14 protein-coding genes and 1 other annotated feature are annotated in these 17,289 nt (G+C 60.6%); of the genes, 12 read left to right on the forward strand and 2 right to left on the reverse strand.

The window, feature by feature from the left end:
* The 8 genes from E0L15_RS05935 to prmA all read left to right on the forward strand — a co-directional run.
* Window positions 1–521: hypothetical protein (locus E0L15_RS05935; protein ID WP_168124900.1), on the forward strand; the 521-nt coding region annotated here is incomplete at its 5' end.
* Between the two features lie 437 nt (window positions 522–958).
* Window positions 959–1,459 carry a shikimate kinase gene (locus tag E0L15_RS05940; protein ID WP_168124901.1) on the forward strand — a complete coding sequence of 167 codons (501 nt, stop codon included), beginning with the start codon at window positions 959–961 and terminating at the stop codon, window positions 1,457–1,459.
* Window positions 1,460–1,471: 12 nt separating this feature from the next.
* Entirely contained in the window at window positions 1,472–3,373 is a 1,902-nt protein-coding gene (locus tag E0L15_RS05945; protein WP_168124902.1) for a DEAD/DEAH box helicase, read from the forward strand.
* The gene (locus tag E0L15_RS05950) at window positions 3,363–4,217 is read left to right on the forward strand and encodes a metallophosphoesterase (protein ID WP_168124903.1); all 855 of its coding nucleotides are present in this window, start codon (window positions 3,363–3,365) and stop codon (window positions 4,215–4,217) included. The genes E0L15_RS05945 and E0L15_RS05950 overlap by 11 nt, the downstream gene beginning before the upstream one ends.
* Before the next feature lie 693 nt (window positions 4,218–4,910).
* The gene (gene mnmG / locus E0L15_RS05955) at window positions 4,911–6,794 is read left to right on the forward strand and encodes a tRNA uridine-5-carboxymethylaminomethyl(34) synthesis enzyme MnmG (RefSeq protein WP_168124904.1); all 1,884 of its coding nucleotides are present in this window, start codon (window positions 4,911–4,913) and stop codon (window positions 6,792–6,794) included.
* A gap of 17 nt (window positions 6,795–6,811) precedes the next feature.
* Window positions 6,812–8,143, forward strand: coding sequence for a Mur ligase family protein (locus E0L15_RS05960; RefSeq protein WP_168124905.1), 1,332 nt, complete (start codon window positions 6,812–6,814; stop codon window positions 8,141–8,143).
* Between the two features lie 12 nt (window positions 8,144–8,155).
* The gene (locus tag E0L15_RS05965; protein WP_168124906.1) at window positions 8,156–8,884 is read left to right on the forward strand and encodes a hypothetical protein; all 729 of its coding nucleotides are present in this window, start codon (window positions 8,156–8,158) and stop codon (window positions 8,882–8,884) included.
* Entirely contained in the window at window positions 8,881–9,822 is a 942-nt protein-coding gene (prmA, locus tag E0L15_RS05970) for a 50S ribosomal protein L11 methyltransferase (protein ID WP_087372301.1), read from the forward strand. The genes E0L15_RS05965 and prmA overlap by 4 nt, the downstream gene beginning before the upstream one ends.
* 47 nt (window positions 9,823–9,869) lie before the next feature.
* Here prmA and E0L15_RS05975 read toward each other — a convergent pair whose 3' ends face one another.
* Window positions 9,870–11,099, reverse strand: coding sequence for a Fic family protein (locus E0L15_RS05975; RefSeq protein WP_168124907.1), 1,230 nt, complete (start codon window positions 11,097–11,099; stop codon window positions 9,870–9,872).
* 101 nt (window positions 11,100–11,200) lie between these two features.
* Complete coding sequence (locus tag E0L15_RS05980; protein WP_168124908.1) at window positions 11,201–11,776, reverse strand: hypothetical protein; 576 nt, start codon at window positions 11,774–11,776, stop codon at window positions 11,201–11,203.
* Between the two features lie 163 nt (window positions 11,777–11,939).
* Window positions 11,940–12,186 (forward strand) — a binding site (T-box leader).
* A gap of 260 nt (window positions 12,187–12,446) precedes the next feature.
* On the opposite strand from E0L15_RS05980, the gene ileS reads away from it, so the two are divergent.
* The 4 genes from ileS (at window position 12,447) to E0L15_RS06000 (ending at window position 17,239) form a co-directional block, all read left to right on the forward strand.
* Window positions 12,447–15,254: an isoleucine--tRNA ligase gene (ileS, locus tag E0L15_RS05985; RefSeq protein WP_168124909.1), complete on the forward strand. Its 2,808-nt coding sequence runs from the start codon at window positions 12,447–12,449 to the stop codon at window positions 15,252–15,254.
* A 146-nt stretch (window positions 15,255–15,400) separates the two neighbouring features.
* Window positions 15,401–15,940, forward strand: coding sequence for a sigma-70 family RNA polymerase sigma factor (locus tag E0L15_RS05990; protein WP_168124910.1), 540 nt, complete (start codon window positions 15,401–15,403; stop codon window positions 15,938–15,940).
* Between the two features lie 2 nt (window positions 15,941–15,942).
* A complete protein-coding gene (locus E0L15_RS05995; protein WP_168124911.1) occupies window positions 15,943–16,809 on the forward strand; it encodes a DUF4367 domain-containing protein in 867 nt (288 codons plus the stop codon).
* Window position 16,810: 1 nt separating this feature from the next.
* The gene (locus E0L15_RS06000) at window positions 16,811–17,239 is read left to right on the forward strand and encodes a hypothetical protein (protein ID WP_168124912.1); all 429 of its coding nucleotides are present in this window, start codon (window positions 16,811–16,813) and stop codon (window positions 17,237–17,239) included.
* Window positions 17,240–17,289 lie beyond the last annotated feature (50 nt).

Genomic DNA, 17,289 nt, shown 5'->3' on the forward strand with positions numbered 1-17,289 from the left:
GGGACAAGGCCGAGGCCACCGTGGGCGGCGTAGACCTGGTGCTGAACAACGCCGGGAAGGTGTTTGCCTCCGGCACCACCGTCACCGTGGAAAACATCACCCAGGGCGCCATTTACGACAGCGTCACCAAGGCCCTGGCTCAGGTGGTGGACAAGATGGACCATACCGCCATCTTCGAGTTTACCGCCACCCGGGACGGCAAGGCCGTCCAGCCCGACGGCGCTCTGTCCGTCACCTTTGGTATCCCCCAGAACCTGACCGCCGACCACCTCAAGCTGTTCTATATGTCGGAGGACGGCAAGTATCAGGAAGTGGAGATCACCGTGGACCCGGACGCCCGCACCGTCACCGCCAACCTCACCCATTTCAGCACCTATGTGCTGGCCAATGTGGTGGAGTCCTCCGGTAGTGAGCCAGTACCCCCCACCGGGGACCACGCCCCGCTCATGGCTTATCTAAGCGTCATGATGCTGGCCGCCGTTTCCCTGCTGACCCTGGCTGCCAATAAGCGCAAAGCGTAACGAAAACCAGACCGCACCCCTGGAGCAAATCCTGCTCCAGGGGTGCTGCTATTTGCCCGGAAAGGCCTCAAACATCGCCACTCCTTGTAGCCCTCTCCGTCACAGCTGGCGCTGTGCCACCTCTCCCAAAGGGAGAGGCAAGGCGGGGTGCCGTACGCTGAAAAGGCTTTAAACAGTTCCACTTTCCCTGGTTTTTCGGCCGTAGGGGAGGGACTTGCCCCTCCCGAATCCTCCAGAGCAATGCCAGGGAGCCAACGGGCCGGGCAAGCCACGGCCCCTACCACAGCACACCACAGGAAGGGACGCAAAGCCGGGAGCAGGCCCCCCTCCCTCTTGCCTTTTCGGCCTATCATCTGATATAATAGTCTGTCTTATCATGGGCAAATATCGCCCATCCTCCCACGGGGAGATGGGCCTGCGTATGGGATGTGAGGCAGATGGACAACATCATCTTAATTGGAATGCCCGGTTCGGGAAAGAGCAGCGTGGGCGTGGTCCTGGCCAAGACCCTGGGCTACGACTTTCTGGACGTGGATTTGCTCCTTCAGCAGCAGGGGGCACTGCTGCAAGAGCTGTTGGATGAAAAGGGTGTGGAGTGGTTTCTGGACGCGGAGGCGGACGCCATCGCCTCGGTGCACTGTTCCCACACCGTCATCGCCCCCGGCGGCAGCTGCATCTGCCGGGAGCGGGCCATCGAACACATGCGCAGTTTGGGTACCGTGGTCTATTTGCAGCTGACGCTGGAGGAAGTGGAAGGGCGCATCCACAACATGGCCACCCGGGGCATTGCCCTCCAGCCCGGCCAGACTTTGGCCGACGTCTACGCCTACCGTACCCCGCTCTATGAAGCTTGCGCCCATCTCACCGTCCCCGTGCACAACCAGAGCCTGGCGGAGACGGTCGTATCCGTGCAACAGGCTTTGACGCAATACAAGTAAAGGAACGATCACATGAATTTCAAACAACTGGGTCTCATTGACCCCATCTTGAAGGCCCTGGCAGAGCAGGAGTACACCGCCCCCACTCCCATCCAGCAAGGGGCCATTCCCCCCGCCCTGGCCGGAAGGGACGTGCTGGGCTGCGCCCAGACGGGCACCGGCAAGACCTGCGCCTTTTCCGCCCCCATTTTGCAGCGTCTGTCCAAGAAGGTCCCTAACCCCCGGGTCATCCGGGCCCTGATCCTCACCCCCACCCGGGAGCTGGCCATCCAGATTCAGGACTCCCTGGTGGCCTACGGCAAGCACCTGCCTCTGAAGAGCGCCGTCATCTTCGGCGGCGTGGGCCAGCAGCCCCAGGTGGATAAAATCAAAAAGGGTCTGGACATCCTGGTGGCCACCCCCGGCCGCCTCTTAGACCTCCACGGCCAGGGCCTGCTGGACCTGAGCCACATTGAGATGTTCGTCCTGGATGAAGCCGACCGGATGCTGGACATGGGCTTTATCCACGACGTGCGCCGGGTGTTGAAGCTGCTGCCCAAGAAGAAGCAGACCCTCTTCTTCTCCGCCACCATGCCCCCCGAGGTCATGGAGCTGGTCAACGCCCTGCTCCACGACTATGCCCGGGTAGCTGTGGACCCGGTGTCCTCCCCGGTGGAGGTCATCGGCCAAAAGCTGTTCTACGTGGACAAGAACAACAAGACCAAGCTGCTGTGCCACTTAATTCAGAAGTGGGACATTCCCGCCGCTCTGGTGTTCTCCCGCACCAAGCACGGGGCCAACCGCATCGCCCGGGACCTCAACGCCCAGGGCATCACCGCCGCCGCCATCCACGGCAACAAGAGCCAGACCGCCCGGGTCCAGGCCCTCAACGACTTCAAGGCGGGGCGGGTACGGGTGCTGGTGGCCACCGACATCGCCGCCCGGGGCATTGACATCGACGAGCTGTCCTGGGTGTTCAACTACAACCTCCCCGATGTGCCCGAGACCTACGTCCACCGCATCGGCCGCACCGGCCGGGCCGGCCACTCCGGCACCGCCATCTCCTTCTGTCAGTTTGACGAGAAGGCCGAGCTGAAGGCCATTGAGAAGCTGCTGGGCCGCTCCATCCCCGTGGTGGAGGACCACCCCTTCCCCATGGTGAATCTGGAGGCCCCCAAGCGGGATAAGAACGGCCGCATCATCAACGCCGAGGATGCCGAGGCCCGTCAGGCCGCCCGGGACCGCCGCCGTCAGCGGCAGGAGGAGGCCCAGGCCCAGAAGGCAGAGAAGGCCGCCAAGCAAGAGCAGCCTCCCAAGCCGGAGAAGCCCGCCAAGGCCGACAAGCCCAAGCAGGAAAAGCCTCGGAAGGAGAAGCCTCGCCGGGAAAAGGCCCCTCAGCCTGCCCCCGCTCCCGCTCCCATTCCCGAGGAGCCCCACCATCACAAGCGTGGCGTGCGTCAGGGCAAGCTGTCCGACACCCTGCCCCAGCAGCCCGCCATGCCCGAGACCGACTTCTACAAGCCCAATCCCCTGGATTCGGACGTGATTATGGACGCCACTGCCCGGCTGCTGGCCCCCCGCCGTCCCGTCCAGCCGCCCCGCAGCGAGAAGCCGCAGCGGGAGCGCAAGGGCCGGAAGGAGCAGCCTGCCAAGCCGGAGAAACCCAAACAGGAGAAGCCCCGGAAGGAGCAGCCCAAGCAGGAAAAGCTCAAGAAGGAGCCCCAGCCTCCCAAAGCCCAGGAGGGCAAGGGCGGCAAGAAGAACAAGGGGGAGAAACCCTCCATCCTGCCCCCCTCTCTGTCCGGCAAGCGCCGCCGCTCCCGGGGCAATGATCGGCCCCGCCCCATTGAGGCCGCGCCTCGCTCCAACCGCCAGAAGGACTCCACCGAGCACCGCAGCCTGATGCGGCCCTACTACCTCCACGATGAAGATTAAAAAACCACTGCGTACCCTAGGGGCTGCCCTGGGGGTCACGGCGTGTATTTTAGGCGGCGCCGCCTTCCTCAACTGGCAGTTCTGGGGGCTGGAGGTGACCCACACCCAGGTGCCTGTCTCCGGCCTGCCCCAGGGCTTTGAGGGGATGCGGGTGGTGCACCTGTCCGACCTCCACGGCCACCAGTACGGGGAGGGACACCAGGACCTGCTGGAGCAGATTGCCGCCCAGAGCCCGGAGCTCATCGCCCTCACCGGGGACATCATCGACCAGGCCAGCCAGCGGGGTATGCTCCCCGCCCTGGCCCGGGGCCTGTCCGCCATCGCCCCCACCTACTTCGTCACCGGAAACCACGAGTGGGCGGTGGGAGACATCCGCCAGACCAAGGAGCTGTTAGCCGAAAACGGGGTGACGGTGCTGTCCAACCAGTACGTGGTGCTGGAGCGGAATGGGGACCAGGTGGTGCTGGCCGGGGTGGACGACGCCAACGGCTACGCCGACCAGAAGACGCCCCAGGAGCTGTACGAGGAGATTGGGCAGGACCATCCGGGCCTGTGCACCCTGCTCCTGGCCCACCGCAACAACTACTTTGACCGATACGCCGCCTGTGGCTACGCCCTGGTGCTGTCCGGCCACGCCCACGGCGGGCTGGTGCGCCTGCCCTTCACCGACGGGGTGTTTGGCTCGGGGGGAGATCTCTTCCCCACCTGGACCGCCGGGGTGTACACCCTGGGGGAGAGCACCCTGTACGCCACCCGGGGGCTGGGCAACAACACCACCCCCATTCCGGGATTTCGGATGTTCAATCGGCCGGAAATTTCGGTATTGGAGCTAGTGGCCCAATAAGCGCCACACCCCTGGCCCTTCGGGAGAGGGCCTGACCTTCTGCCACATTTCAGGCGCATACCTGCGTCCTTGGCAGGGACGCTCCGCTGGGCCCGATTTCTCCCCGATGAGAAATCGGGGAAAGAATCGCCAAAGGCGGGGCCTTCCCCCGCCTTGTGGAATCCACCCCGCGGTACTGGTAGGGGTGTGCATCCTCCTCTTTCCGGCCCTTGGCTTGGTGGGGTCACATAGACGGCATGGTAATTCTTTTGCAAGTACCAGCTTCTACGGGAAATACCACTTCTACCTCCAGGGCCTTCCCCTGGTATGCAACTGTTCCCAGTTGCCGGGGGGCTGGCTCCCGTCGGCGGGAACGCCGCTTGACCAAGGTAGGCCCGGAGGTGGAAACCGCCACGCCATAGGGCCAGCTGCCCAAGGGGGCCTGGTGTGGTGGCACAAACAGGGGCCACAGCTAGGGTGACGGGCCGAACATAGCCTTGACGCAGTTCCAGCCTGGTACCCCAGGGGGGTACTTAGGGGGGAACGCCCTAAGCGGGTTTTGGTTCCTTTTGCCCGAACAAAAGGAACCCCCAGCGGGCAGCGTCCCCGCCAGGCTGGCAAGCCGGAACCCGAGAGGCGATAGAAGAATAGCCTCCATATAACCGCCATAAACCAGCATTTTCGCTGGATTCAGAGAAAAAAGGACTTGTTTTCATGGCCTATCAAGCAGGACAATTTGACATTGCCGTCATCGGGGCGGGCCACGCCGGTATCGAGGCGGCCTTGGCCGCCTCCCGGCTGGGTCTGCGCACCCTGTGCTTCACCATCAACCTGGATGCCGTGGGCAACATGCCCTGTAACCCCGCCATCGGCGGCACGGGCAAGGGCCACCTGGTGCGGGAAATTGACGCCCTGGGCGGCGAGATGGCCAAAGCCGCCGACGCCGCCTGCATCCAGTACCGGATGCTCAACCGGGGCAAAGGCCCCGCCGTGTGGTCCCTGCGGGCCCAGGCAGACCGCAGACGGTACCAGGAGGTGTGCAAGCACACCCTGGAGCTCCAGCCCAACCTGTGGGTAAAACAGGGTGAAATTGTGGACATTCTCACCGACCAGGCGGGGGCGGTGTCCGCCGTGGTCACCGAGACCGGGGCCACCTACCAGGTGAAAGCCGCCATCATCGCCAGCGGCACCTACTTGAAGGGCCGCACCATTGTGGGCCCTGTGGTGCGGGACTCCGGCCCCGACGGCATGGCTGCCGCCCAGTCCCTGTCCGCCTGCCTGGAGCGGCTGGGTCTGCGGCTGCGCCGCTTTAAGACGGGCACGCCCCCCAGAGTCCACCGCCGCAGCGTGGACTTCTCCCCCATGGAGCTGCAAGAGGGGGACCAAGAGGTGGTGCCCTTCTCCTTTTCCACCCAGGAGCCGCCCCAAAATCAGGCGGTGTGCTACCTCACCTACACCAACGAGCACACCCACGCCATCATTCGGGCCAACTGGGACCAATCCCCCCTGTACGACGGCACCATCGAGGGGGTGGGTCCCCGGTATTGCCCCTCCATTGAGACCAAAGTGGAGCGGTTCCCCGACAAACCCCGCCACCAGCTGTTCATTGAGCCCATGGGCCTGAACACCGAGGAGCTGTACATCCAGGGCTTTTCCTCCTCCCTGCCCGAGGAGGTGCAGGTCCAGATGCTCCACACCATCCCGGGGCTGGAAGAGGCGGAGATGACCCGCCCCGCCTACGCCATCGAGTATGACTGCGTAGACCCCACTCAGCTGCTGCCCACCCTGGAGTTTAAGGGGGTGCCGGGCCTCTATGGGGCCGGGCAGTTCAACGGCTCCTCCGGCTACGAGGAGGCCGCCGCCCAGGGCTTGATTGCGGGCATCAACGCCGCGTTGAAGCTGAAAGGCGAGCCGCCCCTCATCCTCTCCCGGGGAGACGGGTACATCGGGGTCTTGATCGACGATCTGGTCACCAAGGGCACCGACGAGCCCTACCGCATGATGACCTCCCGCACCGAGTACCGCCTCATCCACCGCCAGGACAACGCCGACCAGCGGCTGTGCCACCTGGGATACCGGGTGGGGCTGGTGAGTGAGGAGCGGATGCGGGCGGTGGAGGCGAAATACGCCGCCGTAGAGCGGGAGGCCAAGCGGCTGGAGCACACCGGAGCCGCCCCCTCCCCCCAGCTGGACGAAATGCTGGCCGCCCGGGGCGAGCCGCCATGTCCCCACGGGGCACGGCTGGCGGACCTGCTGCGCCGTCCACGGGTGACGTACACCGATCTCACCCCCTTCGACCCGGACCGCCCGGAGATTTCCACAGAAGTGGCACAGCAAGTGGAAATCTCGGTGAAGTACCAGGGGTACATTGAGCGGCAAAAACGGCAGGTGGCGGAGATGGCCAAGCTGGAGCGCCGGGCCATTCCCCCCAATACCGACTACAACGCCATCCAGGGCCTGCGGCTGGAGGCCCGGCAGAAGCTGAGCGACATTCAGCCCTTGAACCTGGGCCAGGCAGGGCGCATCAGCGGGGTGAGCCCGGCAGACCTGGCGGCTTTGATGATCTGGCTGGACCGGGGCCATAACCCGTCAAACTGAGAAAAGAGGCTGGTACCATGAGACGATTTTTAGCCATCATTCTGTGTAAATTCATGCGCCTGGTGGGCAAACTGCTGGGCCGGGGCTCCTCCCTGCCCGGACAGTTCGCCTTGAAGGTGTGCCCCGACGTGCTGAGCCGGGTGAAGCTGCCCCCCTACGTCATCGCCGTCACCGGCTCCAACGGCAAGACCTCCACCGTGGAGATGATCGCCGCCATTTTGAAGGCCGCCGGGAAAAACGTGGTGTACAACGCCGAGGGCTCCAATCAAATCGAGGGTGTCACCACCCTCATCCTGTCCCAGTGCGACCTGGGGGGCCGGGTGCGGGGAGACGTGCTCCTCTTAGAGAGCGACGAGCGGTACGCCCGCCACACCTTCCACTGGTTCCACCCCACCCACTTCGTCATCACCAACCTCTACCGGGATCAGCTCACCCGCAACGGACACCCCCAGTGGGTGTATGACGCCATTCTCCCCGCCATTCACCCCTCCACCACTCTGGTGCTCAACGCCGACGACCCCCTGGTGGCCTGCTTTGCCCACCAGGGCAACCCGGTGAAGTGGTTTGGGCTGGAGGCATGGCCCGGGGCCACAAAAGAGCACCACGGCATGTACCACGACGGGGCCTTCTGCCCGCTGTGCGGCGCGCCCATGGAGTACGAGCTGTACCACTACAACCATATTGGCCACTATCGCTGCACCCAGTGTGACCACCATCGGCCCCACCCCGACTTTGCCGTGACCAGCCTGGACCTGGAGGCGGGACAGCTGGTGCTGGACGGGGACACCCCCATTCAGCTGGCCTTCCGCTCCATCTACAACGTGTACAACATCCTGGCCGCCTGGTCCGCCTGCCGCATGATCGGGGTGGACAAGGCCACCGCCGCCGGGGTTATCAACAACTACATCCTGAAAAACGGGCGCATGGTGCGCTTTACCCTGGGCCAGCACCACGGCACCCTGCTGACCAGCAAGCACGAGAATTCCGTGGCCTACGATACCAACCTGCGGTACATCCGGGACACCAAGACCCCCTGTTCCGTGCTGGTGGTGGTGGACGCCATCTCCCGAAAATATTTCACCGGAGAGACCAGCTGGCTGTGGGACATTGACTTCGACATGCTCGCCGCCCCTCACGTGCAGCGGGTGGTGCTCTCCGGCCGCTACGTCAACGACCTGGCCCTGCGCTTTGCCTGCTCCGCCGTGCCCCAGGACAAGGTGGTGCTGGAGGCCAGCATCCCCCAGGCGGTGGAATACCTGGAGGGCAGCGGCAGCGAGGATGTGTACGTGGTCACCTGCTTCTCCGACCGGGACAAGGTGTTGGACCGGGTGGAGATTGAGGAAAAGTAAGGGGTGAGAGACATGAAACTGCAATTTGTGCATCTGTGTCCCCAGCGCATGAGCCTGTATGGGGAGTACGCCAATCTGGTGGTGCTCCAGCGCATGGCGGAGGCTCTGGGTCATGAGGTGGAAGTGGTGGCCGGGGAGAACCCCGACCTCTCCCACGCCCACCTCATCTACATGGGCTGCGGCACCGAGCAGGCCCAGAAGTTTGCTCTGGAGGGGCTGCGTCCCCAGGTGGAGGACCTGAAAGGGGCCCTGAACCGAGGGGCGGTGGTGCTGTTCACCGGAAACGCCATGGAAATCCTGGGCCAGTCCATCACCGACACTCAGGGCAAGGTGTGGCAGGGGTTGGGTCTGGCGGACTTCACCACCATTGAGACCCGCCAGCGCACCCCCCACGATGTGATTGCCAACACCCCGCCGGGACATTCTCCGGTGGTGGGCTTTCTAAACAAGTGCTCTCTCACCGCCGGGGTGTCCACCCCCCTCTTTGAGAGCCTGGAGATGGGCTTCGGCAACGACTGTCAGCGGGGCCCCGAGGGGTACATCCGGGGCAATCTGATGGCCACCCATCTCACCGGCCCGGTGCTGGTGAAGAATCCCGCCCTGGCCCACGAGGTGCTGCGGCGGGTGCTGACCTGTGCCGGGGCAGAGGTGCCCCAGACCCTGCCGGTGCTCCCCCACCAGCAGGAGGCCTATGACGTGACCTTGCGGGAACTACGCAGCAAAGGAGAGAACGCAGGATGAGCGAGCGCTGGTTGGAAGTGACCCTCCCCGTCCCCGCCCAAGACATGGACCGGGTGTGCGACACCCTCACCAATAACGGCATGACCGGGCTGGTGGTGGAGGAAGAGGGAGAATTCCTCAAGTTTTTGGAGCAAAACCGCCAATACTGGGACTATGTAGACGAGGATTTGGCCCGCCACATGAAGGGGGCCAGCCGGGTAAAGTTCTATGTCCCTGACAATGAAGAGGGCGAGGCCCAGATGAGAGCCGCCCTCCGGGGCCTGGAGCAGTACGAGCCCCAGACCGTCTCCCTGCGGGAGGAGGACTGGGCCACCTCCTGGCAGAAGTATTATCAGCCCATCCCGGTGGGTGAGCGGGTGTACATCGTCCCCGAGTGGATGAAGGGCCAGCCCATCCCCGACGGCCGGGTGCCCCTGTACCTGAATCCGGGGCTCACCTTTGGAACCGGCTCCCACCCCACCACCCAGCTGTGCCTGGAGCTGATGGAGCAGCACATCCACGGCGGCGAGAAGCTGCTGGACCTGGGCTGCGGCTCCGGCATTCTGGCCATTGCTGCCCTGGGACTGGGGGCGGAGCACGCCGTGGGGGTGGACATTGACCCCAAGGCGGTGGATGTGGCCTATGAAAACGCCGCCATGAACGGCATCGGCAAGGACCGCCTCACCGTGCTGGCGGGCAATGTCCTGGCCGACCAGAAGTTCGGCGACCAGCTGCGCCCGGGGCAAAACCAGGTGGTGCTGGCCAACATCGTGGCGGATGTCATCATCCCCCTGTCCGCCGTGGCCCATCGGTTTTTGACCCCCGACGGGGTGTTCCTGTGCTCGGGCATCATTGACTCCCGGGCGGAGGAAGTGGCCCAGGCCCTGGAGCAAAACGGCTGGCGGATCACCCGCAAGCTGGAGCGCAAGGGCTGGTTTGCCTACGAGGCCAGAAGATAAGAAAAAAGCGGAGAACTTGCCGAAAGAGGTTGCAAGTTCTCCGCTTGTTATGTTTGGGCAGAGTTCGAAATCATCTCATCTAGCACAGATAAGTTAAACTGATAGAAGTTGAATTTATGCTTCTTTTTGACACACAAGAGAGGCTTCGGGATGAGTGACAGCTTTTTATTCAAAATATAGTTGCTAAAGTGCTCCAATAAATATGTTTTGGCTATGCCATCCTCACTGAACAGGGATGCCTGAATGAGGAGACTGGCAATCTGGAAAAATTCAAAATCAGTCTCTGTGGCAGGGAGCACATGGCGCAGATGTTCTGTATAATATTCAAAGCGCTCCAGCTTTTCGGTCAAAGACTGCTCCAGGCTTTGACAGGCCTTCAAGATCATATTCAACTGCATAAGAAGGAAGGGGGTCAAATCTCCCCGGTTGGCAGGGTCATTGCAGTCCTCAAACGCCTTGTAGTATTGGGTAAGGTTGTCCTTAATGGTCGTGGAAATCCGGTAGGCCAGCAACGGCTCCAGATTCTGAGAAATGCAATAACTGAGAATAAATCGTCCCAACCGACCATTTCCGTCATAAAAGGGGTGAATATATTCCAGCAGATAGTGGAACAAGCTGATACGCAGCAACGGCTCCACATGATCGTCATTCAAAAAGTACAGGGCTTGCTGCAACGCCTGTATGATTTTGGTTTCTGGGTACAGACCAGAGTGAAGGACTCGGTTACCGTCATAAATATGCGTCGCTTCTTTGCGAAATAACACGCCGTCGGGCCGATGATTGGGGTCCTCCGCCATAATTTCATCCAACAAAAGTTCATCATAAATGGCTCGAATGTCTTCGCAGGTTTTCATGGGGATCTGTTCTTTGGTCATCAGCTTGTTGTATTTTCCCACCAAACTCAGAAACCGGGGGGACTTCTTTTTTTCCGCAGATTGTTGGGCCAATTCCTGGAGGGCCTCCCCGATCTCTTTCCGGCTGCTATGCACACCCTCAATGCCGTTGGTCAGGACGATTTCGTCAATGAGACACTTTCTTGCATACTGTTTGCTGGCAATCCGGGGCAGCTGGTGTGCCAGCTGATAGATTTTTTTGTCCAAGCGGCAAATTTTTAGGGCTAAACGTGACACATCCGCATTAAACAGGAAAAAGGCCTGGTTCTTGCCCACAAAAAAATCCAGTTTAATGCAGTCCTCAGAACAGAATCTGGACTCGTAAGCCCTTTGATAGGCCTCATCCCCCTGGTATTTGATTTTCCGCAGCTGCTTGTATGACATCAAAATCACCTGCCTGTTTCATCTCAAATACATTATACCCATTGTCAATTTAAAAAACAACGGTTTTTTTAGATTGACACCAAGGGATGACGCAGTATACATTAAAAATTATCATTCTCCTTGAGATGAAATTTCCCCTCTAGAAAATGGCGGTATTCCGGGTGGTCCTGGGCGTTTTCGTACTCCTCCCGGATGGTCCGGCGGTTCCAGTCCTGAAATTCCGGGGAGAGCTGCTCATAGCGCAAAATGGAGATGAGCCCCTCCCGCTCCGCCTGCAAAATGGCCTCCAGGGCATCGGGGACAAATTCGCAGGTCGCCACCGGGACGGGGACGTCGGACACGGCGGCATCTGGAATCTCCAGGGGGAAGTCGCAGGGCTCCAGCGTCTCCACCCCGTAGATGTACCCGGATACCTCCTGGTAGGTGTCCACCAGGGCATTGGGGTAGTACTCCTGGAATTGCAGCCTGCCCTGCTGGTCAAAGCCATAAGGGCCCCACTTCTGCCAGGGGCCGTGGTGTTCAAAGCCTGTCTCCCGGCAATATTTTTCGATGGCGTTGCTCAGGTACACCAGCACATTCTCCCGCTTTTTGGAGAAGTAAATGAGGGGGACGTGGTGGTTGGACACCCGGAGTTGAAGCACGTCAATGCCTGGGGTCTGGGAGGCATGGTAGAACATGGGGTCTCTCCTTTCTTACGGTGCGCAAACCAGGCTACAGCCTGGTTGAAGTTCTCTGTCTCCATTTTAGGGTGGTTTTTCCGAAAAAACAAGGAGGATTTTGTATACCACCACACCACAAAAACAGTTGACAAACCCCCGCCAACTGGATAAGATATAGAGGTTAAATGCGTGGAACAGGACGAGTACCCATCTGTCCCCCACCAGAGAGCCGCTCACTTGGGTGGAAGAGCGGCAGGGCGGGCCTTGGGGAATATCACCTGGGAGCTGCAAACCCAACGGGCAAGTGTTTGCCCCAGTAGGCTTTGCCGGGTTGGTCTCCGTTATTGGGACCCGTCGAGGGGTCTGTGCGTGAAGGCACAGGCAACGAGAGTGGTACCGCAGAGGTTATTCACACCTTTGTCTCTCATTTCAGAGGGACAAAGGTGTTTTTTATTCGTTGAAAAAGGCAAAAGCCTTTTCCAACGGTGATTTACACCCTGCTGCGCGCAAAGTTCGTCCGCAAACATCGCGGCCGAATTCACACTTGCAGGGCGAGAAGTATTTTCTCCCGTGCGCATGTCCCGGGAGAAAATGATTTCAATTTTTTGCGCCTGAGAGGCGCAAACTCTGCGAGGCTTTTGACATCGTTTAAAATGAAATTCTATTATGACACAGGAGGAATCCCACCATGGATTACAACAAGACCGTACACCTCCCCCAGACCGACTTCCCCATGCGGGCGGGCCTGCCCAAGCGGGAACCCGAGCTGCTCAACGGCAAGTGGGAGGTGGAGACCTATCACAAGCTGATGAAGAAGAACGAGGGCAAGCCCAAGTTTGTCCTCCACGACGGCCCTCCCTACGCCAACGGCCACATCCACATCGGCACCGCCCTGAACAAGATTCTCAAGGATATCATCATCCGCTACAAGAACATGACTGGCTTCCAGGCCCCCTACGTCCCCGGCTGGGACACCCACGGCCTGCCCATCGAGTCCGCCATCTTGAAGGACAAGAAGATCAAGCGGGACGAGCTCACCGACTCCGAGTTCCGGGACAAGTGCCGGGACTTCGCTTTGAACTTCGTGGACATCCAGCGCAGCGAGTTCCAGCGCCTGGGCGTCATCGGCGACTGGGAGAACCCCTACCTCACCCTCAAGCCCGAGTTTGAGGCCAAGCAGGTGGAGATCTTCGGCAAGATGGCCGAGAAGGGCTACATCTACAAGGGCATGAAGCCCGTGTACTGGTGCCCCCACGACCAGACCGCTCTGGCTGAGGCGGAGATCGAGTACGCCGACGACCCCTGCACCACCATCTTCGTGAAGTTCCCCGTAAAGGACGACCAGGGCAAGCTGGCCTCGGTCACCGACCTCAGCAAGACCTACTTCGTCATCTGGACCACCACCCCCTGGACCATCCCCGGCAACTACGCCATTTCCGTCAACCCGGTCTTCGACTATGTGCTGCTGCAGGCCCCCAACGGTGAGGTGTATATCCTGGCCGAGGGCCTGGTGGAGTCCGTGTGCAAGGCCGCTGGCCTGGACCAGGCCGCCTGCACCGTGCTGGCCACCTTCAAGGGCAGCGACTTCGAGCTGATGCGTGCCAAGCACCCCCTGTTCGACCGGGAGAGCGTCATCCTCTGCGGCGACCACGTGACCCTGGATGCCGGTACCGGCTGCGTGCACACCGCCCCCGGCTTCGGCGCCGATGACTTTAACATCTGCAAGGCCTACGACGACGCGGGCAAGACCCACATCGGTACCCCCGTTCCCGTCAACGCCAAGGGTGTCATGACCGACGAGCGGTACAACGGCCAGTTCTACGCCAAGGGCAACGACCTGGTGGTGGCCGACCTGGAGGCCGAGGGCTTCCTGCTGGCCAAGGAGAACATCGTCCACTCCTACCCCCACTGCTGGCGCTGCAAGAACCCCATCATCTACCGTGCCACCGAGCAGTGGTTCTGCTCCGTGGATGCCATCAAGGACACCGCTGTGAAGAGCTGCGACAACATCTCCTGGCACCCCTCCTGGGGCAAGGACCGCATGACCTCCATGATCAGCGAGCGCAACGACTGGTGCATCTCCCGTCAGCGCAAGTGGGGCGTGCCCATCCCCATCTTCTACTGCGACCAGTGCGGGGCCGACCTTGTCACCCCCGAGACCATCCAGCGTGTCTCCGAGCTGTTCCGGGAGCACGGGTCGAATGTCTGGTTTGAAAAGACCGCCGACGAGCTGGTGGAGGGTCTGGGCCTGAAGTGCCCCCACTGCGGTGGCGTCCACTTCTCCAAGGAGTCCGACATCATGGACGTGTGGTTCGACTCCGGCTCCACCCACGCCGCCGTGCTGGACGAGCGTCCCGAGCTGACCTTCCCCGCCGACGTGTACCTGGAGGGCGGCGACCAGTACCGTGGCTGGTTCCAGTCCTCCATGCTCACCTCCATCGCCGCCAAGGGCGTGGCCCCCTACAAGCAGATCATCACCCACGGCTGGACCGTGGACGGCGAGGGTAAGGCCATGCACAAGTCCTTGGGCAATGCCGTGTCCCCCGACGAGGTCATCAAGGACTACGGCGCTGACATGCTGCGCCTGTGGGTGGCCTCCGCCGACTACACCCAGGACATGCGCATCTCCCCCGAGATTTTGAAGCAGCTCAGCCAGGCCTACCTGAAGATCCGCAACACCGCCCGCTACATGCTGGGCAACCTGGCCGGCTTCGACCCCAACGCCCCTGTGGCCGTGGCCGACATGATGGAGCTGGACCGCTGGGCCGTGCACCAGTTCAACAACCTGGTGGCCGCCTGCCGCGGGGCCTATGAGCGCTACGAGTTCCACGCCGCCTACCGCGCCATCTACAACTTCTGCGTGGTGGAGATGTCCAACTTCTACCTGGATATCATCAAGGACCGCCTGTACTGTGGCGATGAGGCGGGCCGCCGCTCCGCTCAGACCGCCCTCTACATCATTGTGGACGGTATGACCCGGCTGCTGGCCCCCATCCTGGCCTTCACCAGCCAGGAGATTTGGGCCGCCATGCCCCACGCCTCTACCGACGACACCGAGTGCGTGCTCTTTAACGACATTCCCGCCGTCAATCCCGCCTACGCCATGACCGAGGCCGAGGACGAGAAGTGGAACCGCATCATCGCCCTGCGGGACGACGTGAACAAGGCTCTGGAGATCGCGAGAAGCGAGCAGGGCATCAAGAAGAGCACCGACGCCGCTCTGTCCCTCACCTTCACCGCCTCCGCTTGGGAGCAGTTCCAGGCCATGAACCTCTCCGAGGCCGATCTGGCCACCCTGTGCATCGTCTCCCAGGTCACCGTGGCCCAGGGCGAAGGCCAGGGCTACCAGGGCGAGGAGTTCGAGGGCCTCACCGTGGCCGTCTCTCTGGCCGCTGGCGAGAAGTGCCCCCGCTGCTGGAACCACGACACCAGCATCGGCACCGATCACGGCCATGCCGAGCTGTGCGCTCGCTGCGCCGCTGTGCTGGGCGAGTAAACAACAACTCCATATTGACGCATAAAAGGTGGAAGCAGTCGGTGACTGCTTCCACCTTTGATATTTCTGGACCCGTGACATAACACCCAGATTGTGATATGCTGATTGGAAAGGAAACGACAAAGAGGAAAGTTGGTGATGGAGACGTGGAGCGAGAGGCGCACTTTGAAGCCCTCTATTTGGAGCTTTACCATAAACTTCTGAGCTACGCCGCACGAGGCCTGGAGGGAAACCTGGACCTGGCGGAGGAGGCAGTGCAGGACACCTTCCGCATTTTCTGGGCCAAGTATGACCAGGCAGCCTCCTCCCCCAATGTGCGGGGGTGGATCGTGAACACCCTCAAGGGGGAAATCCTCAACATTCGGAGAACCCGGGCCCGGATGGCCAACTTAGTGGTCCAGCTCTCCGCTGCCCCGCAGGTGGAAGCGGTGGCCCGGGATGAGCACGGGCTGGATGTGGAATACGGCGACCTGCGGGAATATCCCGACTACCAGTTGCTCAAGGAGTTCGCCTTGGAGCAACGGACGGTAAAGGAGCTGGCTCAGAGGCGGGGCATTACCATTGCCGCCTGTAAAAAGCGGCTGGAGCGGGCCCGAAAACGGCTGAAAAAATATTTTGAAGAAATGGACGGAAGGTGTCACCATTCCGTCCCATCCGAACGTACTATGAATGAAAGGGGGTCATGACAATGGGCGATTCCCAAAAAACATGGAATCCAGATTACCATTGCTTTGACACCATGACCACAGCGCAGCTGGAGGAGCTGCTCCGGGCGGACCTGGACTGCCCCCAGGAGGATGCCCTGGACCCCGAGACGATTCTGTATATTCTGGACGTACTGGAGCGCAGGAAGGGGGACGACCCCCAGGGGGAGGAGACGGCCCGGGAGAAGCTGGCCCAATGTCGGGCGCTCTATCTTCCCTGTGATGACCCTGCTTCCCTCTATGCTTGGGAGGAGAGCGAGGCTGTGCCGCCCGCTGAGGCTCCCCGCCGCAGACCCCGGCTGCGGGTCATGCGCCGCTTGGGCCTGGTGGCTGCTGTCATCTCCATTCTGTTTGCCACCCTGCTGGCAGCGCAAGCCGCTGGCTTGGACCTGTGGGGTGTGATCGTCCGGTGGTCGGACGAGACCTTCCACTTCAGCTACCAGGGCGAAGGTCCCTCCTCCAGCTGGATGAATGGACAAGAGGAGTTGGAGATGAATGAGTATCTGCCCCGCTGGATTCCAGAGGGGTATGCCGTGGAAGAAATTCAGACCCACGAGTTGAGCGACCGGTCTACTGCCATCATCACGTTTAGCGGTGAGAACTTGCCCACCTTCTATCTATCTGTCGATGTCTATGAGGGCCTGGAGCAAATGCAGTATATGATCTTTGAGAAGGACGATACCCCCGTCCAGGAAAGGCATCTGGCCAATGGGGAGACCGTCTACTTTTACGAAAATTGTGGGTATAAGAAATCGGTATACCAGCATCGGAATATCATTTGCTCCATATCTGGCGACATCACGCAGGAAACAGCAATGAAAATATATGAATCCACTGAGGGAGGTATGTAGTGTGAAGCATTGGAAGTTGGGGCTTGCGTTCCTCGTGACCGTTGTACTAATTTGTATTACAGGGACGCAGGCATACGCTCAGACTCGTGCTAGTTATTATGTCGATAGATATTCTGTTTCTGCTCAACAGGGCGATTATCGTGGCCAGGTTTATATCCAATGCGATATTAGAGCTAATTGGGCAGTTCCTCGAATTGGGGTGAAGGAAATTCAAATTTTTCAATCCGATGGAAGCCACGTGACCACCATACAGGGAACGATATCCAACGGTTTGATCGCACCAAAAAGCAGTATAGCTCACATTGTGACTTATACATACAAAGGAACACCCGGCATGTCCTACTATGCAAAGGTTACTCTATGTGCAGGTAGTGCCAGCGATTATGATACAAGATTGGTAAGAACTCAGACCATACAAGCGCCTAAATAAATCTCATCTATTTTGAAACTGAACCAAAAATTTTTCTGGTCCAGTTTCTA

Origin of the sequence: Pseudoflavonifractor sp. SW1122 (assembly GCF_012027765.1) — a bacterium.
Lineage (GTDB): Bacteria > Bacillota > Clostridia > Oscillospirales > Oscillospiraceae > Enterenecus > Enterenecus faecium.